The sequence below is a fragment of the Siccibacter colletis genome (genome assembly GCF_000696575.1).
Taxonomy (GTDB): Bacteria; Pseudomonadota; Gammaproteobacteria; order Enterobacterales; family Enterobacteriaceae; genus Siccibacter; species Siccibacter colletis.
This window is the reverse complement of the sequence record NZ_JMSQ01000039.1, coordinates 320,334-340,286: the sequence shown is the minus strand read 5'-3', so window position 1 is coordinate 340,286 and position 19,953 is coordinate 320,334. Positions and strand designations below refer to the sequence as shown.

Annotated in this window: 19 protein-coding genes; 12 read left to right on the top strand and 7 right to left on the bottom strand. The window is 60.2% G+C overall.

Going from position 1 to position 19,953, the window contains the following annotated elements; all coding sequences use genetic code 11:
* The first annotated feature begins 130 nt into the window (after nt 1–130).
* The 3 genes from poxB (at nt 131) to ET34_RS0120545 (ending at nt 4,050) form a co-directional block, all read left to right on the top strand.
* Complete coding sequence (gene poxB, locus ET34_RS0120555) at nt 131–1,849, top strand: ubiquinone-dependent pyruvate dehydrogenase (RefSeq protein ID WP_031525194.1); 1,719 nt, start codon at nt 131–133, stop codon at nt 1,847–1,849.
* Nucleotides 1,850–1,883: 34 nt separating this feature from the next.
* Complete coding sequence (gene ltaE / locus ET34_RS0120550; protein ID WP_031525192.1) at nt 1,884–2,885, top strand: low-specificity L-threonine aldolase; 1,002 nt, start codon at nt 1,884–1,886, stop codon at nt 2,883–2,885.
* Nucleotides 2,886–3,036: 151 nt separating this feature from the next.
* On the top strand, nt 3,037–4,050 hold the full coding sequence (locus ET34_RS0120545) for an NAD-dependent epimerase/dehydratase family protein (protein ID WP_031525190.1): 1,014 nt from the start codon (nt 3,037–3,039) through the stop codon (nt 4,048–4,050).
* A 452-nt stretch (nt 4,051–4,502) separates the two neighbouring features.
* Here ET34_RS0120545 and ET34_RS0120540 read toward each other — a convergent pair whose 3' ends face one another.
* Nucleotides 4,503–5,333: an N-acetylmuramoyl-L-alanine amidase gene (locus ET34_RS0120540; protein ID WP_031525188.1), complete on the bottom strand. Its 831-nt coding sequence runs from the start codon at nt 5,331–5,333 to the stop codon at nt 4,503–4,505.
* Nucleotides 5,330–5,653: a heavy metal-binding domain-containing protein gene (locus ET34_RS0120535; RefSeq protein ID WP_031525184.1), complete on the bottom strand. Its 324-nt coding sequence runs from the start codon at nt 5,651–5,653 to the stop codon at nt 5,330–5,332. Before ET34_RS0120535 ends, ET34_RS0120540 begins: the two co-directional genes overlap by 4 nt.
* Nucleotides 5,654–5,778: 125 nt before the next feature.
* Between ET34_RS0120535 and ET34_RS0120530 the strand changes: the two genes are divergently transcribed.
* The 6 genes from ET34_RS0120530 (at nt 5,779) to artJ (ending at nt 10,770) form a co-directional block, all read left to right on the top strand.
* Nucleotides 5,779–6,312, top strand: a complete 534-nt coding sequence (locus ET34_RS0120530; RefSeq protein ID WP_031525182.1) for a lipoprotein — start codon at nt 5,779–5,781, stop codon at nt 6,310–6,312.
* Nucleotides 6,313–6,526: 214 nt separating this feature from the next.
* Entirely contained in the window at nt 6,527–7,255 is a 729-nt protein-coding gene (gene artP, locus ET34_RS0120525; RefSeq protein ID WP_031525180.1) for an arginine ABC transporter ATP-binding protein ArtP, read from the top strand.
* A 19-nt stretch (nt 7,256–7,274) separates the two neighbouring features.
* Nucleotides 7,275–8,006, top strand: a complete 732-nt coding sequence (artI, locus tag ET34_RS0120520; protein ID WP_031525179.1) for an arginine ABC transporter substrate-binding protein ArtI — start codon at nt 7,275–7,277, stop codon at nt 8,004–8,006.
* An 8-nt stretch (nt 8,007–8,014) separates the two neighbouring features.
* Nucleotides 8,015–8,731, top strand: a complete 717-nt coding sequence (artQ, locus tag ET34_RS0120515; RefSeq protein ID WP_031525178.1) for an arginine ABC transporter permease ArtQ — start codon at nt 8,015–8,017, stop codon at nt 8,729–8,731.
* Entirely contained in the window at nt 8,731–9,399 is a 669-nt protein-coding gene (gene artM, locus ET34_RS0120510) for an arginine ABC transporter permease ArtM (protein ID WP_031525177.1), read from the top strand. Before artQ ends, artM begins: the two co-directional genes overlap by 1 nt.
* Nucleotides 9,400–10,041: 642 nt before the next feature.
* Nucleotides 10,042–10,770 carry an arginine ABC transporter substrate-binding protein ArtJ gene (gene artJ / locus ET34_RS0120505; protein WP_031525176.1) on the top strand — a complete coding sequence of 243 codons (729 nt, stop codon included), beginning with the start codon at nt 10,042–10,044 and terminating at the stop codon, nt 10,768–10,770.
* A gap of 39 nt (nt 10,771–10,809) precedes the next feature.
* On the opposite strand, the gene ET34_RS0120500 is transcribed toward artJ, so the two are convergent.
* Nucleotides 10,810–11,682 carry a helix-turn-helix transcriptional regulator gene (locus ET34_RS0120500; RefSeq protein WP_031525174.1) on the bottom strand — a complete coding sequence of 291 codons (873 nt, stop codon included), beginning with the start codon at nt 11,680–11,682 and terminating at the stop codon, nt 10,810–10,812.
* Nucleotides 11,683–11,873: 191 nt separating this feature from the next.
* Between ET34_RS0120500 and ET34_RS0120495 the strand changes: the two genes are divergently transcribed.
* From ET34_RS0120495 to ET34_RS0120485, 3 genes are read left to right on the top strand one after another with little or no spacing between them, the layout of a single operon-like run.
* On the top strand, nt 11,874–13,703 hold the full coding sequence (locus ET34_RS0120495) for a DUF2264 domain-containing protein (RefSeq protein WP_031525172.1): 1,830 nt from the start codon (nt 11,874–11,876) through the stop codon (nt 13,701–13,703).
* Between the two features lie 34 nt (nt 13,704–13,737).
* On the top strand, nt 13,738–15,006 hold the full coding sequence (locus tag ET34_RS0120490) for an oligosaccharide MFS transporter (RefSeq protein WP_031525171.1): 1,269 nt from the start codon (nt 13,738–13,740) through the stop codon (nt 15,004–15,006).
* A gap of 24 nt (nt 15,007–15,030) precedes the next feature.
* Nucleotides 15,031–16,221 (top strand): glycoside hydrolase family 88 protein, encoded by a 1,191-nt coding sequence (locus ET34_RS0120485; RefSeq protein WP_031525169.1) that lies wholly within the window; start codon nt 15,031–15,033, stop codon nt 16,219–16,221.
* Nucleotides 16,222–16,375: 154 nt separating this feature from the next.
* Here the strand turns inward: ET34_RS0120485 and rlmC are convergent, their stop codons facing one another.
* From rlmC to potH, 4 genes are all read right to left on the bottom strand, one after another.
* Complete coding sequence (rlmC, locus tag ET34_RS0120480) at nt 16,376–17,503, bottom strand: 23S rRNA (uracil(747)-C(5))-methyltransferase RlmC (RefSeq protein ID WP_031525167.1); 1,128 nt, start codon at nt 17,501–17,503, stop codon at nt 16,376–16,378.
* A 50-nt stretch (nt 17,504–17,553) separates the two neighbouring features.
* Nucleotides 17,554–18,027 carry a YbjO family protein gene (locus tag ET34_RS0120475; protein WP_031525165.1) on the bottom strand — a complete coding sequence of 158 codons (474 nt, stop codon included), beginning with the start codon at nt 18,025–18,027 and terminating at the stop codon, nt 17,554–17,556.
* Between the two features lie 116 nt (nt 18,028–18,143).
* On the bottom strand, nt 18,144–18,989 hold the full coding sequence (gene potI / locus ET34_RS0120470) for a putrescine ABC transporter permease PotI (protein ID WP_031525163.1): 846 nt from the start codon (nt 18,987–18,989) through the stop codon (nt 18,144–18,146).
* Nucleotides 18,986–19,948 (bottom strand): putrescine ABC transporter permease PotH, encoded by a 963-nt coding sequence (gene potH / locus ET34_RS0120465; protein ID WP_031525162.1) that lies wholly within the window; start codon nt 19,946–19,948, stop codon nt 18,986–18,988. The genes potI and potH overlap by 4 nt, the downstream gene beginning before the upstream one ends.
* Between the last annotated feature and the right edge of the window lie 5 nt (nt 19,949–19,953).

The window sequence follows — 19,953 nt, the reverse complement described above, 5'->3', positions numbered from 1 at the left end:
AGAAAAAAACGCAACGATGCGTCGAAAAAAAGCAGCCTGAAACCCGCATAAACTACGGGGTTAAACGCAGGGCGTCACGGAAATTGGACTAAGCTTGTAAGCGTTATCACAAACAGGGTATGGAGGACCGATGAAACAGACCGTTGCCGCTTATATTGCAAAAACACTGGAACAGGCCGGGGTGAAACGCATCTGGGGGGTCACCGGCGACTCCCTGAATGGCCTGAGTGACAGCCTGAATCGCATGGGCACCGTTGCGTGGATGCCGACGCGACATGAAGAGGTTGCGGCCTTTGCTGCAGGCGCTGAGGCGCAGCTTACCGGCGAACTGGCGGTTTGCGCCGGCTCCTGTGGGCCAGGCAATCTGCACCTGATTAACGGTCTGTTTGACTGCCACCGCAATCGCGTGCCGGTGGTCGCCATCGCGGCGCACATTCCGTCGAGCGAGATTGGCAGCGGTTATTTCCAGGAGACGCACCCGCAGGAGCTGTTCCGCGAGTGCAGCCACTATTGCGAACTGGTTTCCACCCCGGAGCAGATCCCGCAGGTGCTGGCCATCGCCATGCACAAAGCCATTCTTAACCGCGGCGTATCGGTGATTGTCCTGCCGGGTGATGTGGCGTTAAAACCCGCCCCGGAAGAGGCAACCACCAGCTGGTACGCCCCTTCCGCGCCGGTGGTAACTCCCAACGATGAAGAGCTGAAAAAGCTGGCGCAGGTGCTGCGCTACTCCAGCAATATCGCCCTGATGTGCGGCAGCGGCTGCGCCGGCGCGCACGAGGAACTGGTCCAGTTCGCCGCAACGCTGAAAGCGCCCATCGTCCACGCCCTGCGCGGGAAAGAGCACGTTGAGTATGACAACCCGTATGACGTCGGCATGACCGGGCTGATCGGCTTCTCGTCCGGGTATCACACCATGATGAACGCCGATACCCTGATCCTGCTCGGCACCCAGTTCCCGTATCGCGCTTTCTACCCAACCGATGCAAAGATCATCCAGATCGACATCAATCCCGCCAGCCTCGGCTCGCACAGCAAAGTCGATATGGCGATGGTGGGCGATATCAAAGCCACCCTGCGCGCCCTGCTGCCGCTGCTGGAGGAGAAAACCGACCGTCGCTTCCTCGACAAGGCGCTGGACGATTATCGCGAGGCGCGTAAAGGGCTGGACGATCTCGCTAAACCGGGCAAAGAAATTATTCACCCGCAGTATCTGGCGCAGCAGATCAGCCACTACGCCGATGAGGATGCGGTATTTACCTGCGATGTCGGTACTCCGACCGTCTGGGCGGCGCGCTACCTGAAAATGAACGGTAAGCGTCGTCTTATCGGCTCGTTTAACCACGGTTCAATGGCGAACGCCATGCCGCAGGCGCTGGGCGCGAAAGCCGCCGATCCGTCGCGTCAGGTGATTGCTATGTGCGGCGATGGCGGGTTCAGCATGCTGATGGGGGATTTCCTCACCATCGCGCAGATGAAGCTGCCGGTAAAAATTGTGGTGTTTAACAACAGCACGCTTGGCTTCGTGGCGATGGAGATGAAAGCCGGGGGCTATCTGACCGACGGCACCGAGCTGGGGGAGAATAATTTCGCCCGCATCGCCGAGGCCTGCGGCATTACCGGGATCCGCGTTGAGAAATCAGAGGATCTGGATGCCGCCCTGCAGCGCGCCTTTACCATCGACGGGCCGGTGCTGATCGACGCGGTGGTCGCGAAGGAAGAGCTGGCGATGCCGCCGCAGATCAAGATGGAGCAGGCCAAAGGCTTCAGCCTCTATATGCTGCGCGCCATCATCAACGGACGCGGCGATGAGGTGATGGAGCTGGCGAAAACCAACTGGTTCAGGTAAATAAGGAGCAAACCCACTCACGACAGGAACGCCCGTGATCGATTTGCGCAGTGATACCGTAACCCGCCCGAGTGCGGCGATGAAAGCGGCAATGATGGATGCCCCGGTTGGGGACGATGTGTATGGCGACGACCCGACGGTTAATGCGCTGCAGGAGTACGCTGCAGCGCTGTCCGGCAAAGAGGCGGCGCTGTTTTTACCCACCGGTACCCAGGCCAATCTGGTGGCGTTGCTCAGCCACTGCGAACGCGGGGAAGAGTACATTGTGGGTCAGCTGGCCCACAACTATCTCTACGAAGCCGGCGGCGCTGCGGTGCTGGGCAGCATTCAGCCGCAGCCGATTGAAGCCAGCCGTGACGGCACCCTGCCGCTTGATAAGGTGGCGGAGAAGATCAAGCCCGACGATATTCACTTCGCCCGCACCCGCCTGCTCAGCCTCGAAAACACCCATAACGGCAAAGTGCTGCCGCAGGACTACCTGCGCCAGGCGTGGGAGTTCACCCGGGAACGTGGGCTGGGGCTGCACGTTGACGGAGCGCGCATCTTTAATGCGGTGGTGGAGTACGGCTGCTCGCTGAAAGAGGTGGTTCAGTACTGCGACACCTTCACCATCTGCCTGTCGAAAGGGCTGGGTACGCCGGTGGGCTCGCTGCTGGTGGGTAGCGCGGCGTATATCCGTCGCGCCAACCGCTGGCGCAAGATGACCGGCGGCGGTATGCGCCAGGCGGGCATGCTGGCGGCTGCCGGGCAGTACGCGCTGGAGCACAACGTTCAGCGCCTGAAAGACGACCACGACAACGCCGCCTGGCTGGTCGCGCAACTGCGCGAGATCGGTGCCGACGTGATGCGTCAGGACACCAACATGGTGTTCGTGCGCGCCCCGGAAGGAGCCGCTGCCGCACTGGGCGAACATATGAAGGCAGCAGGGGTGCTGATCAACGCCTCGCCGGTGGTGCGTCTGGTGACTCACCTCGACGTCAGCCGTGCGCAGCTTGAACAGGTCGTTGCCCACTGGCAGCGCTTTCTGACGCGCTGAGTGCTGCCTCATAGCGCGCTTCGGGCGCGCTATTCCCCTTCCTGCCGCTTTCCCGGCACGGTTTATTCTCTTTAGCCCTCCCCACCCATTGCATCCGCATTGATTTCACGAAAGAATGCGCAGCGACATGTCACCACCACAGCGGGTTGTTATGAAGGTACTGGTAACGGGTGCCACCAGCGGCTTAGGCCGGAACGCAGTCGAGTATTTGTTAAAGCGCGGGGTCCGCGTGCGCGCCACCGGACGCAACGAAGCCATGGGCCGCCTGCTGCAAAAAATGGGTGCGGAGTTTATTCCTGCGGATCTCACCGAGCTGGTGTCGTCCCAGGCGAAGGTGCTGCTGGCGGATATCGACACGCTGTGGCACTGCTCCAGCCTGACGTCGCCGTGGGGCAAGCAGGAGGCGTTCGACCTTGCGAACGTGCGCGCCACACGCCGCCTCGGCGAGTGGGCCGTAGCCTGGGGGGTGCGCAACGTGGTGCATATCTCGTCGCCATCGCTCTATTTTGATTTCCATCACCATCGCGATATCGACGAAAACTTTCGTCCGCCGCGCTTCGCCAATGAGTTCGCTCGCAGCAAAGCCGCCAGCGAAGAGGTGATCGGTCTGCTGGCGCAGGCTAACCCTAATACCCGCTTCACCATTCTGCGTCCGCAAAGCCTGTTCGGGCAGCACGATACGGTGTTTTTCCCGCGCCTGATGCACATGATGCGTCACTACGGCAACGTGCCGCTGCCGCGCGGCGGCGAAGCGGTAGTGGACATGACCTACCATGAGAACGCGGTGCACGCCATGTGGCTGGCCAGCTCCAGCGCCTGCGACGCGCTCCCTTCCGGCCGGGCCTATAACATCACAAACGGCGAGCCGCGCCCGCTGCGCACTATCGTGCAGAAGCTGATCGACGAGCTGGAGATCGCGTGCCGTATTCGCTCCGTGCCCTACCCTATGCTGGATATGATAGCGCGCAGCATGGAGCGGCTGGCGAATAAGTCTGACAAGGAGCCGGTGCTGACGCATTTCAGCGTCTCGAAGCTGCATTTTGATTTTACGCTGGACATTACCCGCGCCCGGCAAGAGCTTGGCTACGAACCGGTGATATCGCTCGACGAAGGCATCGAGCGCACCGCGCTATGGCTGCGCGATCACGGCACCTGGCACTGCTAGCCAGCGGTGGGTGCGCGGTAAACGGTGGGTGCACTTCGTTTACCCACCCTACAAAATTCCGCCATCCCGTAGGGTGGGTAAGCGCAGCGCACCCACCACAAAAAACAAATCATCCAATGCCAGAGGGATGGCCCCGTCCGGCATCAAAACCGCCGCGCCGCAGGCGTTGAGTCCGGGCTGGCGGTCGGGAACCGCCAGAGGGCGCGAGCCCCGGGATGGGGTATCGCGCCCGACCGGAAGCGAAACGCCGGAGGCAAGGGCAGCCCGCAGGGCCGGTTTTACTGGCCGGGAGCCGGGATGGTGAAGGGGGTGGCGGCGAGCCCCCTTCACCCGTTCACGAGCAGCGGCGTTCCCATGTAAGCGCGATGCCACGGTGAACGGAACCCTTGCCGAATTCACATAGACGTGATGTAAAAACGGCGAATGCGCGGTAAACGGTGGGCGCCCCCCGTTCACCCCTGCCCATACTTCTCCAGCAACGCATTCGCGATAGCCAGACTTTCGGCATCGGCAATTCCGCTCCACAGCGCCGGGCGGAAATGCATCTGGAACACCTGAATCACCCGCTTCTGCTGAGCCGGAGTCATCTCCGGCGTGACCGGATAGCCGTAGCGCGCCAGCGCATCCAGCAGCAGCGCGCTGTCTACCGGCGCAAACGGGTCGCGGCCATTCAGGTAAAACGCCACCCGCGGCGCATCAGGCCAGGCGCCAATGCCGTGGGCAGCCAGCTGCTGCCACGGGAACAGCGGGCCGGGGTCATCCTTGCGCTGCGGCGCGATGTCCGCGTGGGCCACCACATTCTGCGGTTTGATGTCGTAGCGGGTAATGATGTCGCGGGCCAGCTTCGCCAGCACCTGAATCTGCGCCGGGTTGAACGGTGCAAACTGCTTCGCGCCGTTAACCTTGATCCAGCCACGGTTCTCCAGCTCAATACCAATCGAGGTGTCGTTGATGCGGCTCGCCCCGCGCCAGAAACTGGCCCCGGCATGCCAGGCCAGCTCCCGCTCCGGCACCAGCTGCCAGATAAGCGGTTTTCCGCCCGACTGCGGCGGATTGTCAGGGATCAGATAGTGGGAACTGACGTGCTTATCGGTGAGGGTAGCCAGCGAGGTGTCGAAGTCGTCGGCGGTATAGTGAATCACCAGCACCTTCACGCGCGGATATGCCGCCTGCGCCTGGCGGCGGGTATCCACTTTATAGTCGCCCTTATCTACGATGCCCTTTTCACCCGCGCACCCGGCCAGCAGAGCCACCAGCGCGCACAGCCACAGCAGGCGCTTCATCGGCGGGTTTTCACCGCGGTACCGGTGACGCTCACCATCAGCATGCTGCTCTCTTTGCCGACGGTTTCGTAGTCGATATCAATGCCGACCACCGCATCGGCGCCGAGGGCTTTTGCCTGATCGCCCAGCTCGCGAAACGCGATTTCACGCGCCTTACGCAGCTCCTTTTCATAGGCACCGGAGCGACCACCGACGATGTCGCGAATGCCGGCAAAGAAATCACGGAAGATGTTTGCCCCGAGAATCGCTTCCCCGGTGACAACGCCGCAGTACTCAACAATCACCTGCCCTTCGAGCGTTGGGGTGGTAGAAAATTGCATAAAACCTTCTCCTTCTTTGGCTATCAATGCGTTAGCGCACAATATCACAGCCATATTCCTGTGCTATACGCTATGCTGAAAAAGTCCTCTGACAAGAACCGTAGTAGACAAATAAGGAAATAAAAATGCGCCACTTCGCGAAGACTTTACTTTTACCCTGCGCGCTGGCTCTCAGCGCCTGTACCACTGTGACGCCTGCCTTTAAGGATATCGGCACCCGCAGCGGTCCATGCGTGGACGGCGGCCCGGACAGCGTGGCACAGCAATTTTATGACTACCGTATCGAGCATCGCGGCCAGAACGCGGGCGACGTCGCGGCGCTGCGCCCTTATCTCAGCGACTCCCTGTGGCAGACGCTGCAAAAAGCGCAGCAGACGCATCCTGAGCAGGCGGTATTCCTGAAAGGCGATATCTTCTCCAGCCGCACCACCACCGCCGATAACGCCGTGGTTGCCAGCAGCTCGCGCATCCCGAACACCGACGCGCGTAACATTCCGCTGCGCGTTGAACTGTCTCAGGGCGAACAGCGCTGGCAGGATGAAGTGCTGATGATCCGGGAAGGCCAGTGCTGGGTGGTGGACGACGTGCGCTACCTCGGCGATGCCACCCATGCGCCCGCCGGCACCCTGCGTCAGTCGCTGGAAAAACGCGGTAGCTAAGCAAAGCGCCGCAGCGGAAGAGGGTAACCCCCGTAAATAGTCTGGCATTTATCTTCATATGCCGATATTTATTCTTACCTCCCTTCCGCTGCACTATTTTCTGCTAAGTTTAAGAGCTGACAGGCGTTGTTTTTAGGTTTTGACGCAGAAATATTGCATAACTATTCTGCCAACGTTACTATTTGCGGCCTCAATAGCTATTCGACTGTTTCGCATGAGTATTCAATTAAACGGCATTAACTGCTTCTACGGCGCGCATCAGGCGCTGTTTGATATCAACCTCGAATGCCCTCAGGGCGAAACGCTGGTGCTGCTTGGTCCGAGCGGCGCGGGTAAAAGCTCCCTGCTGCGGGTACTCAACCTGCTGGAGATGCCGCGCTCCGGTACGCTGGGCATCGCCGGTACCCGGTTCGATTTTGCAAAAGCCCCCTCCGACAGCGCGATCCGCGAGCTGCGCCAGAACGTCGGTATGGTGTTTCAGCAGTACAATCTCTGGCCGCACCTGACGGTGCTGCAAAACCTTATCGAAGCGCCCTGCCGTGTACTCGGCCTGACGAAAGACGCGGCGCGCGAGCGTGCCGGCAAACTGCTGGAGCGCCTGCGCCTGACGCCGTTCAGCGACCGCTTCCCGCTGCACCTTTCCGGTGGCCAGCAGCAGCGCGTGGCGATTGCCCGCGCCCTGATGATGGAGCCGCAGGTTCTGCTGTTCGATGAGCCAACCGCGGCACTGGATCCTGAAATCACCGCCCAGGTGGTGAGCATTATTCGCGAACTTTCGCAAACCGGTATTACCCAGGTCATCGTGACACATGAAGTGGAAGTGGCGCGCAAAACCGCGAGCCGCGTGGTGTATATGGAAAACGGCCATATCGTTGAACAGGGTTCCGCGAGCTGCTTTGCCAGCCCGCAGACCGACGCGTTTAAAAACTACTTATCTCACTGATGTCTATCGGGAAATGACAATGAAAAAAATTCTGATTGCCGCGCTGCTTGCCAGCGTCAGCCTGTCCGCTACCGCCGCGCAGACCATCCGTTTTGCCACCGAGGCTTCCTACCCTCCGTTTGAATCGATGGACGCCAACAATAAAATCGTCGGCTTCGACGTGGATCTGGCTAACGCGCTGTGTAAAGAGATCGACGCTACCTGCACCTTCACCAATCAGGCGTTCGACAGCCTGATCCCGAGCCTGAAATTCCGCCGTTTCGATGCGGTGATGGCCGGCATGGACATCACGCCGGAGCGTGAAAAGCAGGTGCTGTTCTCTACGCCTTACTACGACAACTCGGCGCTGTTCATCGGCCAGAAAGGCAAGTTCACCAGCATCGAGGCGCTGAAAGGCAAGAAAGTGGGCGTGCAGAACGGGACGACCCATCAGAAATTTATTACCGATAAGCACCCGGAAATCACCACCGTCTCCTACGACAGCTACCAGAATGCGCGTCTCGATCTGCAGAATGGCCGTATCGATGCCGTGTTTGGCGACACCGCCGTGGTCACCGAGTGGCTGAAAGCTAACGACAAGCTGGCCGCCGTGGGCGATAAAGTCACTGACAAAGCCTACTTCGGTACCGGCCTCGGCATCGCCGTGCGTCAGGGCAACACCGATCTGCAGCAGAAGTTCAACACCGCGCTGGAGAAGGTAAAACAGGACGGCACTTACGATGCCATCTACAAAAAATGGTTCCAGAAGTAAGCGCCTGAATGAACGATATGTTTCCCTTAGCAAGCGCCGCCGGGATGACCGTCGGCCTTGCCGTTTGTGCACTGGTCATCGGCCTGGCGCTGGCGATGCTGTTTGCCGTCTGGGAGTCTGCAAAATGGCGCCCGGTCGCCTGGCTCGGTACCGGCATCGTCACATTGCTACGCGGCCTGCCGGAAATTCTGGTGGTGCTGTTTATCTATTTTGGCGCATCGCAGCTGCTGCTCCTGCTCTCTGACGGCTTCAGCATTAATCTCGGCGTTATTCAGATCCCGGTGCAGATGCAGATCGACAACTTCGACGTCAGCCCGTTTCTGTGCGGGGTGATTGCGCTGTCGCTGCTCTATGCCGCCTACGCGTCCCAGACTCTGCGCGGCGCGCTTAAAGCCGTGCCGCTCGGCCAGTGGGAATCCGGCCAGGCGCTGGGCCTGTCGAAAACGGTGATTTTTTTCCGCCTGGTGATGCCTCAGATGTGGCGTCATGCCCTGCCGGGGCTCGGCAATCAGTGGCTGGTGCTGCTGAAAGATACCGCGCTGGTCTCGCTTATCAGCGTTAACGACCTGATGTTGCAGACCCGTAGCATCGCGACCCGCACCCAGGAGCCGTTTACCTGGTACATCATCGCTGCGGCGATTTATCTGGTGATCACCCTGCTCAGCCAGTACGTCCTGAAACGCATTGACCAGCGCGCCACGCGTTTTGAACGGAGACCCGGCTGATGCTCGACTATTTACCCGAACTGCTGAAAGGCCTCCATACCAGCCTGACGTTGACCGCTGCGTCGATTGCCGTGGCGCTGGTGCTGTCGCTGCTGTTCACCATCGTGCTGACCCTGAAAACGCCGGTGCTGGTGTGGATTGTGCGCGGCTACATCACGCTGTTTACCGGTACGCCGCTGCTGGTGCAGATCTTCCTTATCTATTACGGTCCGGGGCAGTTCCCGGCGCTGCAGCAGGTGCCGTGGCTGTGGAGTTTACTCTCTGAGCCCTGGCTGTGTGCGCTGATTGCGCTCTCGCTGAACAGCGCGGCCTATACCACCCAGCTGTTTTACGGCGCGATCCGCGCCATTCCCGAAGGGCAGTGGCAGTCGTGCGGCGCACTGGGTATGAGCAAGAAGGATACGCTGGCGATCCTGCTGCCTTACGCCTTCAAGCGCGCGCTCTCCTCCTACTCCAACGAAGTGGTACTGGTGTTCAAAAGTACCTCGCTGGCCTACACCATCACGCTGATGGAAGTGATGGGGCACGGGCAGTTGCTCTACGGGCGCACCTACGACGTGATGGTGTTCGGTGCCGCCGGGTTGATCTATCTGGTGGTTAATGGTCTGCTGACGCTGATGATGCGCCTGATCGAGCGCCGCGCGCTGGCATTCGAACACCGCAGTTAATCCCCCTGAAGATGCGCACCTGCTCACTGGCGGGTGCGCTGTAAACGGTGAGCGCGCTGCGCTTACCCATCCTGGAATTACGGGTACGCCGCTAAACGGTGGGTGCACTTCGTTTACCCACCCTACAAAATTCCGCCATCCCGTAGGGTGGGTAAGCAACGCGCACCCACCATGAACGCATAAGCCGAGGCGTGGCCTTATCCGGCATCAAAACCGCCGCGCCGCAGGCGTTGAGTCCGGGCTGGCGGTCGGGAACCGCCAGAGGGCGCGAGCCCCGGGATGGGGTATCGCGCCCGACCGGAAGCGAAACGCCGGAGGCAAGGGTAGCCCGCAGGGCCGGTTTTACTGGCCGGGAGCCGGGATGGTGAAGGGGGTGGCGGCGAACCCCCTTCACCCGTTCACGAGCAGCAGTGTTTGCATATGAGCGCGGCGCCACGGTGAACGGAACCATCACCGCAATCCCATAGACTTCATGCCCTAACGGTGGGTGCACTGCGTTTACCCACCCTACAGACCCACCCTGACACTGCCACAAAACATATATTTATACATTTTTATTGAATATAAATTCACTTAATGGCAAAGTCACTCCCACGCAACAGCACATCTATAACAACAAAATTGACAGACGGGAGTTCAGAAATGAAAAAGTTATTACTGGTCGCTTTACTCGCCAGCGCCTTCAGCGCCACGGCTGCAGAAAAAATCAGCTTTGCGTCATCCGCGACCTATCCGCCGTTCGAATCCCTGGATGCCAACAATCAGATCGTCGGTTTTGATATCGATCTGGCGAAAGCGTTATGCAAACAGATGCAGGCCGAGTGCACCTTTACCAACCAGGCATTCGACAGCCTTATCCCGGCCCTGAAATTCAAAAAATATGACGCGGTGATCTCAGGTATGGACATCACCCCGGAGCGCAGCAAGCAGGTGGCGTTCAGCGCTCCCTATTACGCCAACTCGGCGGTGGTGATCGCCAAAAAAGGCGCGTTCAGCTCCTTCGACCAGCTGAAAGGCAAGCGCATCGGCATGGAAAACGGCACCACGCACCAGAAATACCTTCAGGATAAGCATCCGGAAGTGAAAACCGTCGCCTATGACAGCTACCAGAATGCGATTATCGATCTGAAAAATGGCCGTCTCGATGGCGTGTTCGGCGACACCGCCGTGGTGAATGAGTGGCTGAAAACCAACCCGCAGCTGGGGACCGCCACCGATAAAGTGACCGATCCGCAGTACTTCGGCACCGGCCTCGGCATTGCCGTGCGCCCGGATAACATTGCGCTGTTGAAAAAACTGAATGATGCACTGGAAGCCATCAAAGCTGACGGTACCTATCAGAAAATCAACGACCAGTGGTTCCCGCAGTAATCGCTTTTCCGGCGGCGCGCCCCGCGTGCCGCCCCGCTGTTACCCCTTCCCCGTTACCTCCTCCCCCGACAGCTGCTTGCGGTACTGCAGCGGCGTTTCCCCTATTCGTTTCTTAAAGCAGCTAATGAAGTAGGTGGTATCCGAGAAGCCAACGCGCTGCGCGATGTCGCTGATGCTTAAGGCATGGTGGCGCAGCAGCTCGCAGGCTTTTCGCAGGCGAAAGCTGGTGAGGTAGTCGTGGATCTGCTCCCCGGTCTCCTGCTGAAAGCGCCGCGACAGGTAGCTCGCCGAGCGATTCAGCTCGTTAGCCATCTCGGCCAGCCTGAATTTGCGCCCGTAGTGCTCCTCGACCCAGAACATCACCTGGGTTGACAGCGCAGCGCTGGTGCGCGGCGGCCGGGAGGCGCTCTCCGGCATAAAGCGCAGCAGCTGCAGCATAAAGCAGACGACATCCTCATGGTCGCACTGACCGCGATTGAGCAGTGGCTCGTAGTCGGCAAAAAAGTGGTCGAGGTGCGGGTGGCTGTCAGCCAGATCGTACACCTGCGCCCGGCTGCCGCGCTGGCTCAGGGCCGCGAACCGCGCCTGACGGCGGGCAAACGGAGCCAGCAGACGATCCACCGCCCAGGGATCGAGATGGATCACCGTGCGCCGGTAGCTATCGCGCACGCTCTCCTCCACCATCACCTTATGCAGCGACAGCGGCGGAAACAGAAACAGCCGGCCCGGCCGCATGGTGTAGTGCTGGTTATCCACGATCACCACCCCGTAGCCCTCTTCCACATACAGCAGCTCCATACATTGATGCCAGTGATGGTAGCGAATCGAATTAGCGTACAGGCGACTGAACGACAGAATGGTGTCATTCAGGGGGATCAGCTCCAGCAGGGATTTTTCGCAGTCGTTTTTCACAGGACAACCGTTTTCAATTTTTGTCTCTACCCGACGAGTTATAAACCATAGTTTTAAATTTTCCTGAACAACGTGCTGGCAAATGTGTCGCCCTGTGACCCAGCTAACGTTTGCCGTACGGCTCCGTTGCCTATTCTCAATGCCATTCGTCGTCCCGCGACCCCGGTGCAAGGAACAGAGAGGCATATAAGATGGCTTACGGAGAGTGGCAAAACGCAAATCCATTGACCACCCGCCAGCAGGTGGCAGACCTGGTAAAAGGACTGCTGCAGGCGCTGGATACGCAGTTCGCTGCCGGGGAAACCGGCATCACGCTCGGGAATACCTGCGCCCACTACGGGCCGGATATTGCCCGCATGGAGGGCCTGTCGCGTGCGCTGTGGGGCGTGTTTCCTCTGCTGGCCGGGGGCGATACGCTACCGGAAGCGGAGAAGTACCTGAACGCGATCCGTTACGGCACCGACCCGCAGCATCCGGGCTACTGGGGCGATACCGGGCCGTACGATCAGCGCTTAGTAGAGATGGCGGCCTATGGCTACGGGCTGGCACTGCTGGACGGCAGGCTGACGCGTCATTTTTCCGCCCGCGAGCTGGAAAACCTGATTAACTGGCTGAGCCAGATCGACGACGCGCAGATGCCGGACAGCAACTGGAACTACTTCGCCATTCTGGTGCAGATGGGCTTTAAGCGCGCCGGGCTGCCGTGGCAGCGAGAAGCGGTGGAGCGCCGCTTTGCGATGATGGAGGCGTACTACCTGGGCGACGGCTGGTATTCCGACGGGCCGGGTCGGCCAAAGGATTACTACATCTCGATGGCATTTCACTTCTACGGCCTGCTCTACGCCACTCTGATGGCCGACGACGATCCGCAGCGCGCCGCCCTGCTGCGCAGCCGCGCCAGCCTGTTTGCCGCCGACTTTATTCACTTCTCCGCCGCCGACGGCGCGTCGATCCCGTTCGGGCGCAGCCTGACTTACCGTTTCGCTATGGTGGCGTTCTGGAGCGCGGCGGCGTTTGCCGGGCTGGACACCTTTGCTCCCGGCGTGATGAAAGGCATTGTGCTGCGTCACCTGCGCTGGTGGTTCGATAAGCCGATCCTCGATCGCGACGGTATTCTGACGCTCGGCTATGCGTACCCAAACCTGGCGATGTGCGAGGACTATAACTCCCCCGGCTCGCCCTACTGGGCGCTGAAAACGTTTCTCATCCTCGCCCTGCCGGACACGCACCCGTTCTGGCAGGCCGATGAGCTGCCGCTGCCTGCCCTGCCCGCTGTCCGGGCCATAACGCCCGCCGATCAGCTGCTGGTTCACAGCGAAGGCTCCCGCCACGCCTGGCTGCTGACGTCCGGGCAGCTGGAGCTGAACAACTACGTCAATACCGAGGCGAAATACACCAAATTTGCCTACTCCTCGGCCTTCGGTTTCACCATCGAGCGCGGGCGCTACGGGATCAAGCACGCCGCCTGCGACTCAATGCTGCTGCTGAGCGAAGGGGACGGCTACTATCGCGGCCGCCGCGGCTGCGACAGCGTGCAGACCAGCGACACGCACATCTTTTCGCGCTGGTCGCCGTGGCGGGACGTACAGATCTCAACCTGGCTTATCCCCTGCGGGGCCTGGCATCTGCGGGTACACCACATCGACAGCGCCCGGGCGCTGCATGCGGTTGAAGGCGGGTTTGCGGTGATGCACCAGCCGGGGATCACCGCCGTTGACGAACGCGACGGTGCCACGCTGATCGCCAGCGCTGTCGGCAGCAGCTGCATCGTTGAGCGCTCGCCGCGGGCGCGCCTGGCGGGCCACGTCATCACCCCGCCGAACAGCAGCATCATGTTTGCCGAATGCGCGGCCATTCCGCACCTGAGCGGCGAGTTGCCACCCGGCGAGCACTGGCTGTGCTGCGCGGTGGCTGCCGGGGTCAGCGAACCGCTGTCACCCGATAACGCCCCGCGCCTGACCCTGACTGCCACCAGCCTGCACGTGTCCGGGGCCGACGGCGAAACGACGATTCTCATTTAATAACAAACACAACATCTTCCCTGTCGAGGCTTGTATGAAAAACATTACTGCCGCCAACAAAAAAGAGTACGTCAAGATCAGTAGTTTTATCTTCCTCTACTTCTTCACCTGGTCCGCCAGTATCGGCCTGCTGGCGATCTGGCTCGGGCAAAAAACTAACCTCAGCGGCTCGGTGATCGGGACGGTATTTGCGGTCAACGGCATCTTCTCGGTGATCCTGAAGCCGGTCTACGGCTACATTCTCGACAAGATCGGCATGAGCAAATACCTGCTCTACTTCGTGGTCGGCATGTCCGCCCTGATGGCACCGTTCTTCATCTACGTCTACCAGCCGCTGCTGATCTCCCACACCATGCTGGGGATTATTGTCGGGGCTATCTATCTCAGCTTCGCCTGGTACGCCGGTGTGGCGGCCTGCGAATCCTATACCGATCGCTACAGCCGTCTGAACGGGATGGAGTTCGGCCAGATCCGCATGTGGGGTTCGCTCGGCTGGGCGGTGGCGTCGTCGTTCTCCGGCCTGCTGTTTAACCTCTCGCCGTCGTGGAACTTTATTCTCGGCAGCGTCACCTCAGTGGTGATGCTGATTGTGCTGCTGAGCCTCAAAGTCAATGCCAACACCGGCAACGCCGATGACGTGCTGTCGAAGCAGAAAATTGTATTCAGCGATGTGGTGGAGCTGATGCGCAGCCGCAAATTCTGGGCCTTCTGCCTCTATGTGGCGGGCGTGGCCTGGATGATGTTTATCGCCGAACAGCAGTTCTCGCGCTACTTCGTCACCTTCTTTGATGACGTCCAGCAGGGCAACGCGGTGTTTGGCTATCTCGGTACGGTGCAGTCCGGGATGGAATTCCTGATGTACATGGTGATCCCGCTGTTTGTGAACTACGTCGGGGCGAAAAAGGGGCTGCTGATTGTCGGGCTGGTGGTTGGCGCGCGCCTGATCATCTCCGGGCTGTGCGATTCGCATCTGCTGATCTCAATCCTCAAGCCGCTTTACGGGCTGGAGATCTGTCTGTTGCTGGTGTCGGTATTCAAGTACATCGCTGAGCATTTCGACAAGCGCGTCAATGCCACCATGTACCTGCTCGGCTACCAGGCGATGCTCTACGTCGGCAACGTGGTGGTTTCCTCCCCGGCGGGCTACCTGTATGACCGCATCGGCTTTGAGCAGACCTATATCCTGATGGGGGCTATCGCGCTCACCTTTACCCTGATTTCGGCCTTTACCCTGTCGGCATGCCAGAGCAAGCGCGACGGGAGCTACGTCGAACCTGAACACGCCGAACCGGTGAAGAACTAACCCTGCCAGCAAAAGGAGTGAACTATGCTGCACGATATCGCGTATGAACCGCTGTCCCGCCCGCCCGTTGTCCCCACCGGACGCGAGCCGCTGAAGACCGCGCTGCTGGATACCCGCCACTATGTGCTGGAGCGCCTGAAAGGGAATCTGGCGCAGTTCGGGGATAAATTCCCGGCGGAGACCTGCAAGGAGGGGCGTTACCCGCTAACCGACAACGTGGAGTGGACCACCAGTTTCTGGACCGGGCAGATGTGGCTGGCCTGGGAGATGTCCGGGGATGAGACCTTCCTGCAGGCGGCGCAGAAACAGGTGCGCTCCTTCGGGCTGCGCATCGCCGGACGCCACGATACTAACACCCACGATCTCGGGTTCCTCTATACCCTCTCCTGCGTGGCGGACTGGCGTCTCACCGGCAACCGCGAAGCGCGCGGCTTTGCGCTGCTGGCCGCCGAGGCGCTGATGGAGCGCTATCACCCGAAGGCGCAGATCATCCAGGCCTGGGGCAATCTTGACGATCCGGAGCAGGCCGGACGCATGATCATCGACTGCAATATGAACCTGCCGCTGCTCTACTGGGCCAGTGAGCAGACCGGCGATGCGCGCTACGCCGAGGTGGCGAAAGCGCACGTGCGCCAGGCCGCACGCTATCTGGTGCGCCCGGACGCCTCGTCGTGGCACACCTATTACATGGACCCGGTCAGCGGTGAGCCGCGCTTCGGCAATACCCAGCAGGGTTACGCCGATGATTCGTGCTGGTCGCGCGGCCAGGCGTGGGGTATTTACGGTTTCCTGCTGAGCTTTATCTACACCGGCGATAAAGATATGGTGACGCTGTCGAAGAAGGTCGCGAACTATTTCCTTAACCGCCTGCCGGACGATGGCGTCTGCCACTGGGATCTGGCGCTGCTGGGCAGCGACGCGCTGCGCGACTCGTCGTCAGCGGCCATTGCGGTGTGCGGTTTGCTGGAGCTGGTAAACCATCTGCCGGTGACCGATCCGGATCGCGACACCTACCAGCAGTGGGCCGAGCACATCATGAGCTCCCTGAACCGGGACTATCTGGTACAGCCTGACGACACCGGCACCGGGCTGCTGAAGCATAGCGTCTACCATCTGGCGAGCAACAAAGGGGTGGACGAGTGTTGCAGCTGGGGAGACTACTTCTACGTCGAAGCGCTGATGCGTATGACGGGGGTGTGGAAGCGGTACTGGTGAAGAGGCCACGCTTCGGCTTGTGCGTTTATGGTGGGTGCGCTTCGCTTACCCACCCTACGGGTCCAGGGCGGGTCCAGGGCGGGTGTAGGGCGGGTAAGCTTGCGCACCCGCCGTTTACCTTGCGCACCCGCCGTTTAACTTGCGCACCTACGGATTAGCGGCGTACCAGCAGCGTCAGAACTTCGTAATGCGCGGTGTGGGGGAACATATCGAACAGCTGAACGCGGGTTGCCTGGTAATCCGGTAACTGCTGAATATCTTTTGCCATGCTCTGCGCATTGCAACTGGAATAGAGGATGTACGGCGGTGCCATCTGGTTGAGATAGTCGCACAGCGCGCTGCCAATGCCCCGACGCGGTGGGTTAACCACCACCAGATCCGGCGTCGCCTGCTGGCCGGTAGCAAACTGCGTGGAGTCCAGCGCCTGGAAATGCACGTCACGCAGCCCCAGCATCTCCGCTGACTGTGTCGCACTGGCGATGGCTTCAGGCGCAATCTCAATCCCGGTCAGCTTCATCTCAGGCGTTGCGCAGTGCAGGCCAAAACCCCCCACCCCGCAAAACAGATCCCACATGTGCTGCACTGGCAGCGCCCGTACCCAGTCACGCGCCGTGGCATACAGCCCGGCGGCGACCACCGGGTTGGTCTGGAAGAAGCTCTGCGGCCGGATCCACAGTGGCACGCCGTTAAAGTTTTCCGCCAGCGCGCGCTGTTCCGTCAGCCAGATCTCCCGCTCGCCCTCCATGATCGCCATGTGCACCGGCTGGATATTGGCAGTGATCACCTTCAGCTGCGGCAGCGCCGCCTGCAGATCCGGTAGCAGCGCGCGCAGCCGGTCGAGTTTTTCCTCCGAGCGCAGCACTATGCGCAGCATCATGCCGCCGTCGAGCTGGCTTTCGGTGAGCAGCAGGTACTTCAGCTCACCGCGCTTGCGCGCCACGTTGTAGGGCGTCAGGCCGGCACGAGCAATAAAGGGTTTCAGCGCCTCAAAAACCGGGGCAAAGGAGGCGGGATAGAGCGGGCAATCGGTGAGATCTACCGGGGTGCCGTCGCGGTGCAGCATACCCAGCAGCGGTTTTTCCACGCTGCCGCTGACCACCATCTTCGCCTTGTTGCGAAACGCCTGCTCCGGCCCGCTGACCGGGGCGCACCACTCCGCCACCGGGATCTCCGCCAGCAGCTGGTGCAGGTCGTTCATTTTTGCGGTGAGCTGGTTATCCATCGGCTGTTCGATCCACTGACAGGAACGGCAGCGCCCGGCGTCATAGAGTGCGCAGTGCATAGCTAAAACCTAAAGGAAAATGCGGACCGGGATTTTAGCACGTCAGGAGATTACTGCAGCCGGAAATAGCGTCGGCTGACGGCAGGCATAAACAGCAGCAGCAGTACCAGCATGTCGGGGAGTTTTTGCATCATCAGCGAGGTGAAGATATCGCGCGGCGTTTCACCCGAGATGCTGAACAGCTCCGGGTAGCCGAAGCCGAGCGAGGCGGCACCCAGATAGCTGGCGGCGATCACCTGGGTGGCCAGATAGACCCAGCGCCCCCAGTTGCGGCCCTGCATAATCACGAAGGCGCAGCGAAACTCCACGCACAGCAGCACCAGGCTTGCGAGAAACACCAGCGTCAGGCTCCAGGTCTGGACGCTGCGATGGACAAAGTCGGCGACGCCACGCATGCCCATCAGGTTGAACAGCATAAAGAGATCGAGGCAGCGGGTTGAGATAATAGCGATAGCCGCCACCTGCACCAGCGCAGGAGCGTTAATACGGGCGTGTGACTGACGTTGTTTGCTGAACCATTCCACTGTTGTGCATTCCCTGAAGCCAGGCCGGAACTAACCCCACTCGGTTCTTCTCCCTCCGGTGAAGAACCGGGGCGCTGTCACGCCCCGATTGCACATCATTGCAGACTTTCTGACTTTCAGCCAAGTTTTGCACGCTGGATATCACGCAGGCGCTGCTTTTCTGCGCGCGCCATGATGATCCAGGCGATGAAACCGATAATGCCAACCACACCGAGGATAATCGACGCCAGGGCGTTGATCTCCGGGTTAACCCCCATGCGCACGCTGGAGAACACCAGCATCGGCAGCGTGGTGGCACCCGGCCCGGAGACGAAGCTTGCGATCACCAGGTCATCCAGCGACAGGGTAAAGGCCAGCAGCCAGCCGGAGACGATCGCTGGCATGATCATCGGCAGGGTGATGACAAAGAATACCTTCACCGGCGTGGCACCGAGATCCATCGCCGCCTCTTCAATGGAGCGATCCAGCTCGCGCAGGCGCGAGTTAATCACCACCGCCACATAAGCGGTACAGAAGGTGACGTGCGCCAGCCAGATGGTGAGCATCCCACGCTCTGCCGGCCAGCCGATGGCGTGACCCAGCGCGACAAACAGCAGCAGCAGCGACAGGCCGGTGATCACATCCGGCATTACCAGCGGGGCCGTCAGCATAAAGGCGAAGCCGTTAGCACCGCGAAAACGCCCGAAGCGCACCATCACCACCGCCGCAATGGTGCCGAGCACCACCGCCATGGTCGCCGCGCAGGCTGCAATGGTGAGGCTCAGCCCCACCGCGCTCATCATCGCGCTGTCGTGGAACAGCTCAACGTACCAGCGGGTGGACCACCCGGCCCACACCGTCACCAGCTTCGAGCTGTTGAAGGAGTAGATAACCAGCATCAGCATCGGCGCGTAAAGGAAGGTGAAGCCGATAATCAGGATCAGAATGCGCCACGGGGAGCGCACGACCGGTAAGTTGTTCATCCGTTTTCCCCCATGGTTTTATTCTGATGCTTGTGGAACCACATGATCGGCACAATCAGCAGCAGCAGCATGACGATGGCAACCGCCGAGGCCACCGGCCAGTCGCGGTTGTTAAAGAACTCCTGCCACAGCACGCGGCCAATCATGATGCTGTCCGGGCCGCCGAGCAGTTCCGGAATAACAAATTCCCCAACCGCCGGGATAAACACCAGCATCGACCCGGCGATGATCCCGCCTTTGGTCAGCGGCACGATAACGCTGAAGAAGGTTTTCAGCGGGCGCGCGCCGAGATCCAGCGAGGCTTCCACCAGCGAGTAGTCGATACGCGTCAGGGCGGTGTAGATCGGCAGCACCATAAACGGCAGATAGGCATACACAATGCCGATATAGACCGCGAGATTGGTATGCAGAATAGTCAGCGGCTGGTCAATCACCCCGAGCCACAGCAGCACGTTGTTCAGCACGCCGTTGTTTTTCAGAATGCCCATCCACGCGTACACGCGGATCAGGAACGAGGTCCAGGAGGGCAGGATCACCAGCAGCAGCAGAATATTGCGGGTAGACGGCTTGCTGTGCGCCACCGCCCAGGCCAGCGGATAGCCGAGCGCCAGACAGCAGAGCGTGGAGATCCCCGCCACCTGCAAGGATTGCAGATAGGCTTCAACATAGAGCGGATCGTCAGTCAGCTGAATAAAGTTGCCGAGGTTGAGCATGATGCTCAGTTGCCCGTCGGCCCACTCCACCAGATCGGTATACGGCGGGATCGCCCGCGCCATCTCCGCCAGGCTTATCTTAAAGACGATCAGAAACGGCAGCAGAAACAGCAGGATCAACCACAGGTACGGGAAAGCGATCACCAGCTTGCGCCCGTGGGCCATCTGCAGGCGCGCCAGCCAGAGTTTGAAACCGCGCGGCTGATGGGCGACAGGCGGCGCGTCGTGACGTTCAAAGATACTCATCGCGC

Coding starts and splice junctions, on each gene's coding strand:
- artJ (WP_031525176.1), top strand. CDS start 10,042: ATGAAAAAGTTATTACTGGTCGCTTTACTCGCCAGCGCCTTCAGCGCC.
- artM (WP_031525177.1), top strand. CDS start 8,731: ATGCTCGACTATTTACCCGAACTGCTGAAAGGCCTCCATACCAGCCTG.
- poxB (WP_031525194.1), top strand. CDS start 131: ATGAAACAGACCGTTGCCGCTTATATTGCAAAAACACTGGAACAGGCC.
- ET34_RS0120545 (WP_031525190.1), top strand. CDS start 3,037: ATGAAGGTACTGGTAACGGGTGCCACCAGCGGCTTAGGCCGGAACGCA.
- ET34_RS0120490 (WP_031525171.1), top strand. CDS start 13,738: ATGAAAAACATTACTGCCGCCAACAAAAAAGAGTACGTCAAGATCAGT.
- rlmC (WP_031525167.1), bottom strand. CDS start 17,503: ATGCACTGCGCACTCTATGACGCCGGGCGCTGCCGTTCCTGTCAGTGG.
- ET34_RS0120540 (WP_031525188.1), bottom strand. CDS start 5,333: ATGAAGCGCCTGCTGTGGCTGTGCGCGCTGGTGGCTCTGCTGGCCGGG.
- ET34_RS0120485 (WP_031525169.1), top strand. CDS start 15,031: ATGCTGCACGATATCGCGTATGAACCGCTGTCCCGCCCGCCCGTTGTC.
- potH (WP_031525162.1), bottom strand. CDS start 19,948: ATGAGTATCTTTGAACGTCACGACGCGCCGCCTGTCGCCCATCAGCCG.
- artQ (WP_031525178.1), top strand. CDS start 8,015: ATGAACGATATGTTTCCCTTAGCAAGCGCCGCCGGGATGACCGTCGGC.
- potI (WP_031525163.1), bottom strand. CDS start 18,989: ATGAACAACTTACCGGTCGTGCGCTCCCCGTGGCGCATTCTGATCCTG.
- ET34_RS0120535 (WP_031525184.1), bottom strand. CDS start 5,653: ATGCAATTTTCTACCACCCCAACGCTCGAAGGGCAGGTGATTGTTGAG.
- ET34_RS0120495 (WP_031525172.1), top strand. CDS start 11,874: ATGGCTTACGGAGAGTGGCAAAACGCAAATCCATTGACCACCCGCCAG.
- artP (WP_031525180.1), top strand. CDS start 6,527: ATGAGTATTCAATTAAACGGCATTAACTGCTTCTACGGCGCGCATCAG.
- ET34_RS0120530 (WP_031525182.1), top strand. CDS start 5,779: ATGCGCCACTTCGCGAAGACTTTACTTTTACCCTGCGCGCTGGCTCTC.
- artI (WP_031525179.1), top strand. CDS start 7,275: ATGAAAAAAATTCTGATTGCCGCGCTGCTTGCCAGCGTCAGCCTGTCC.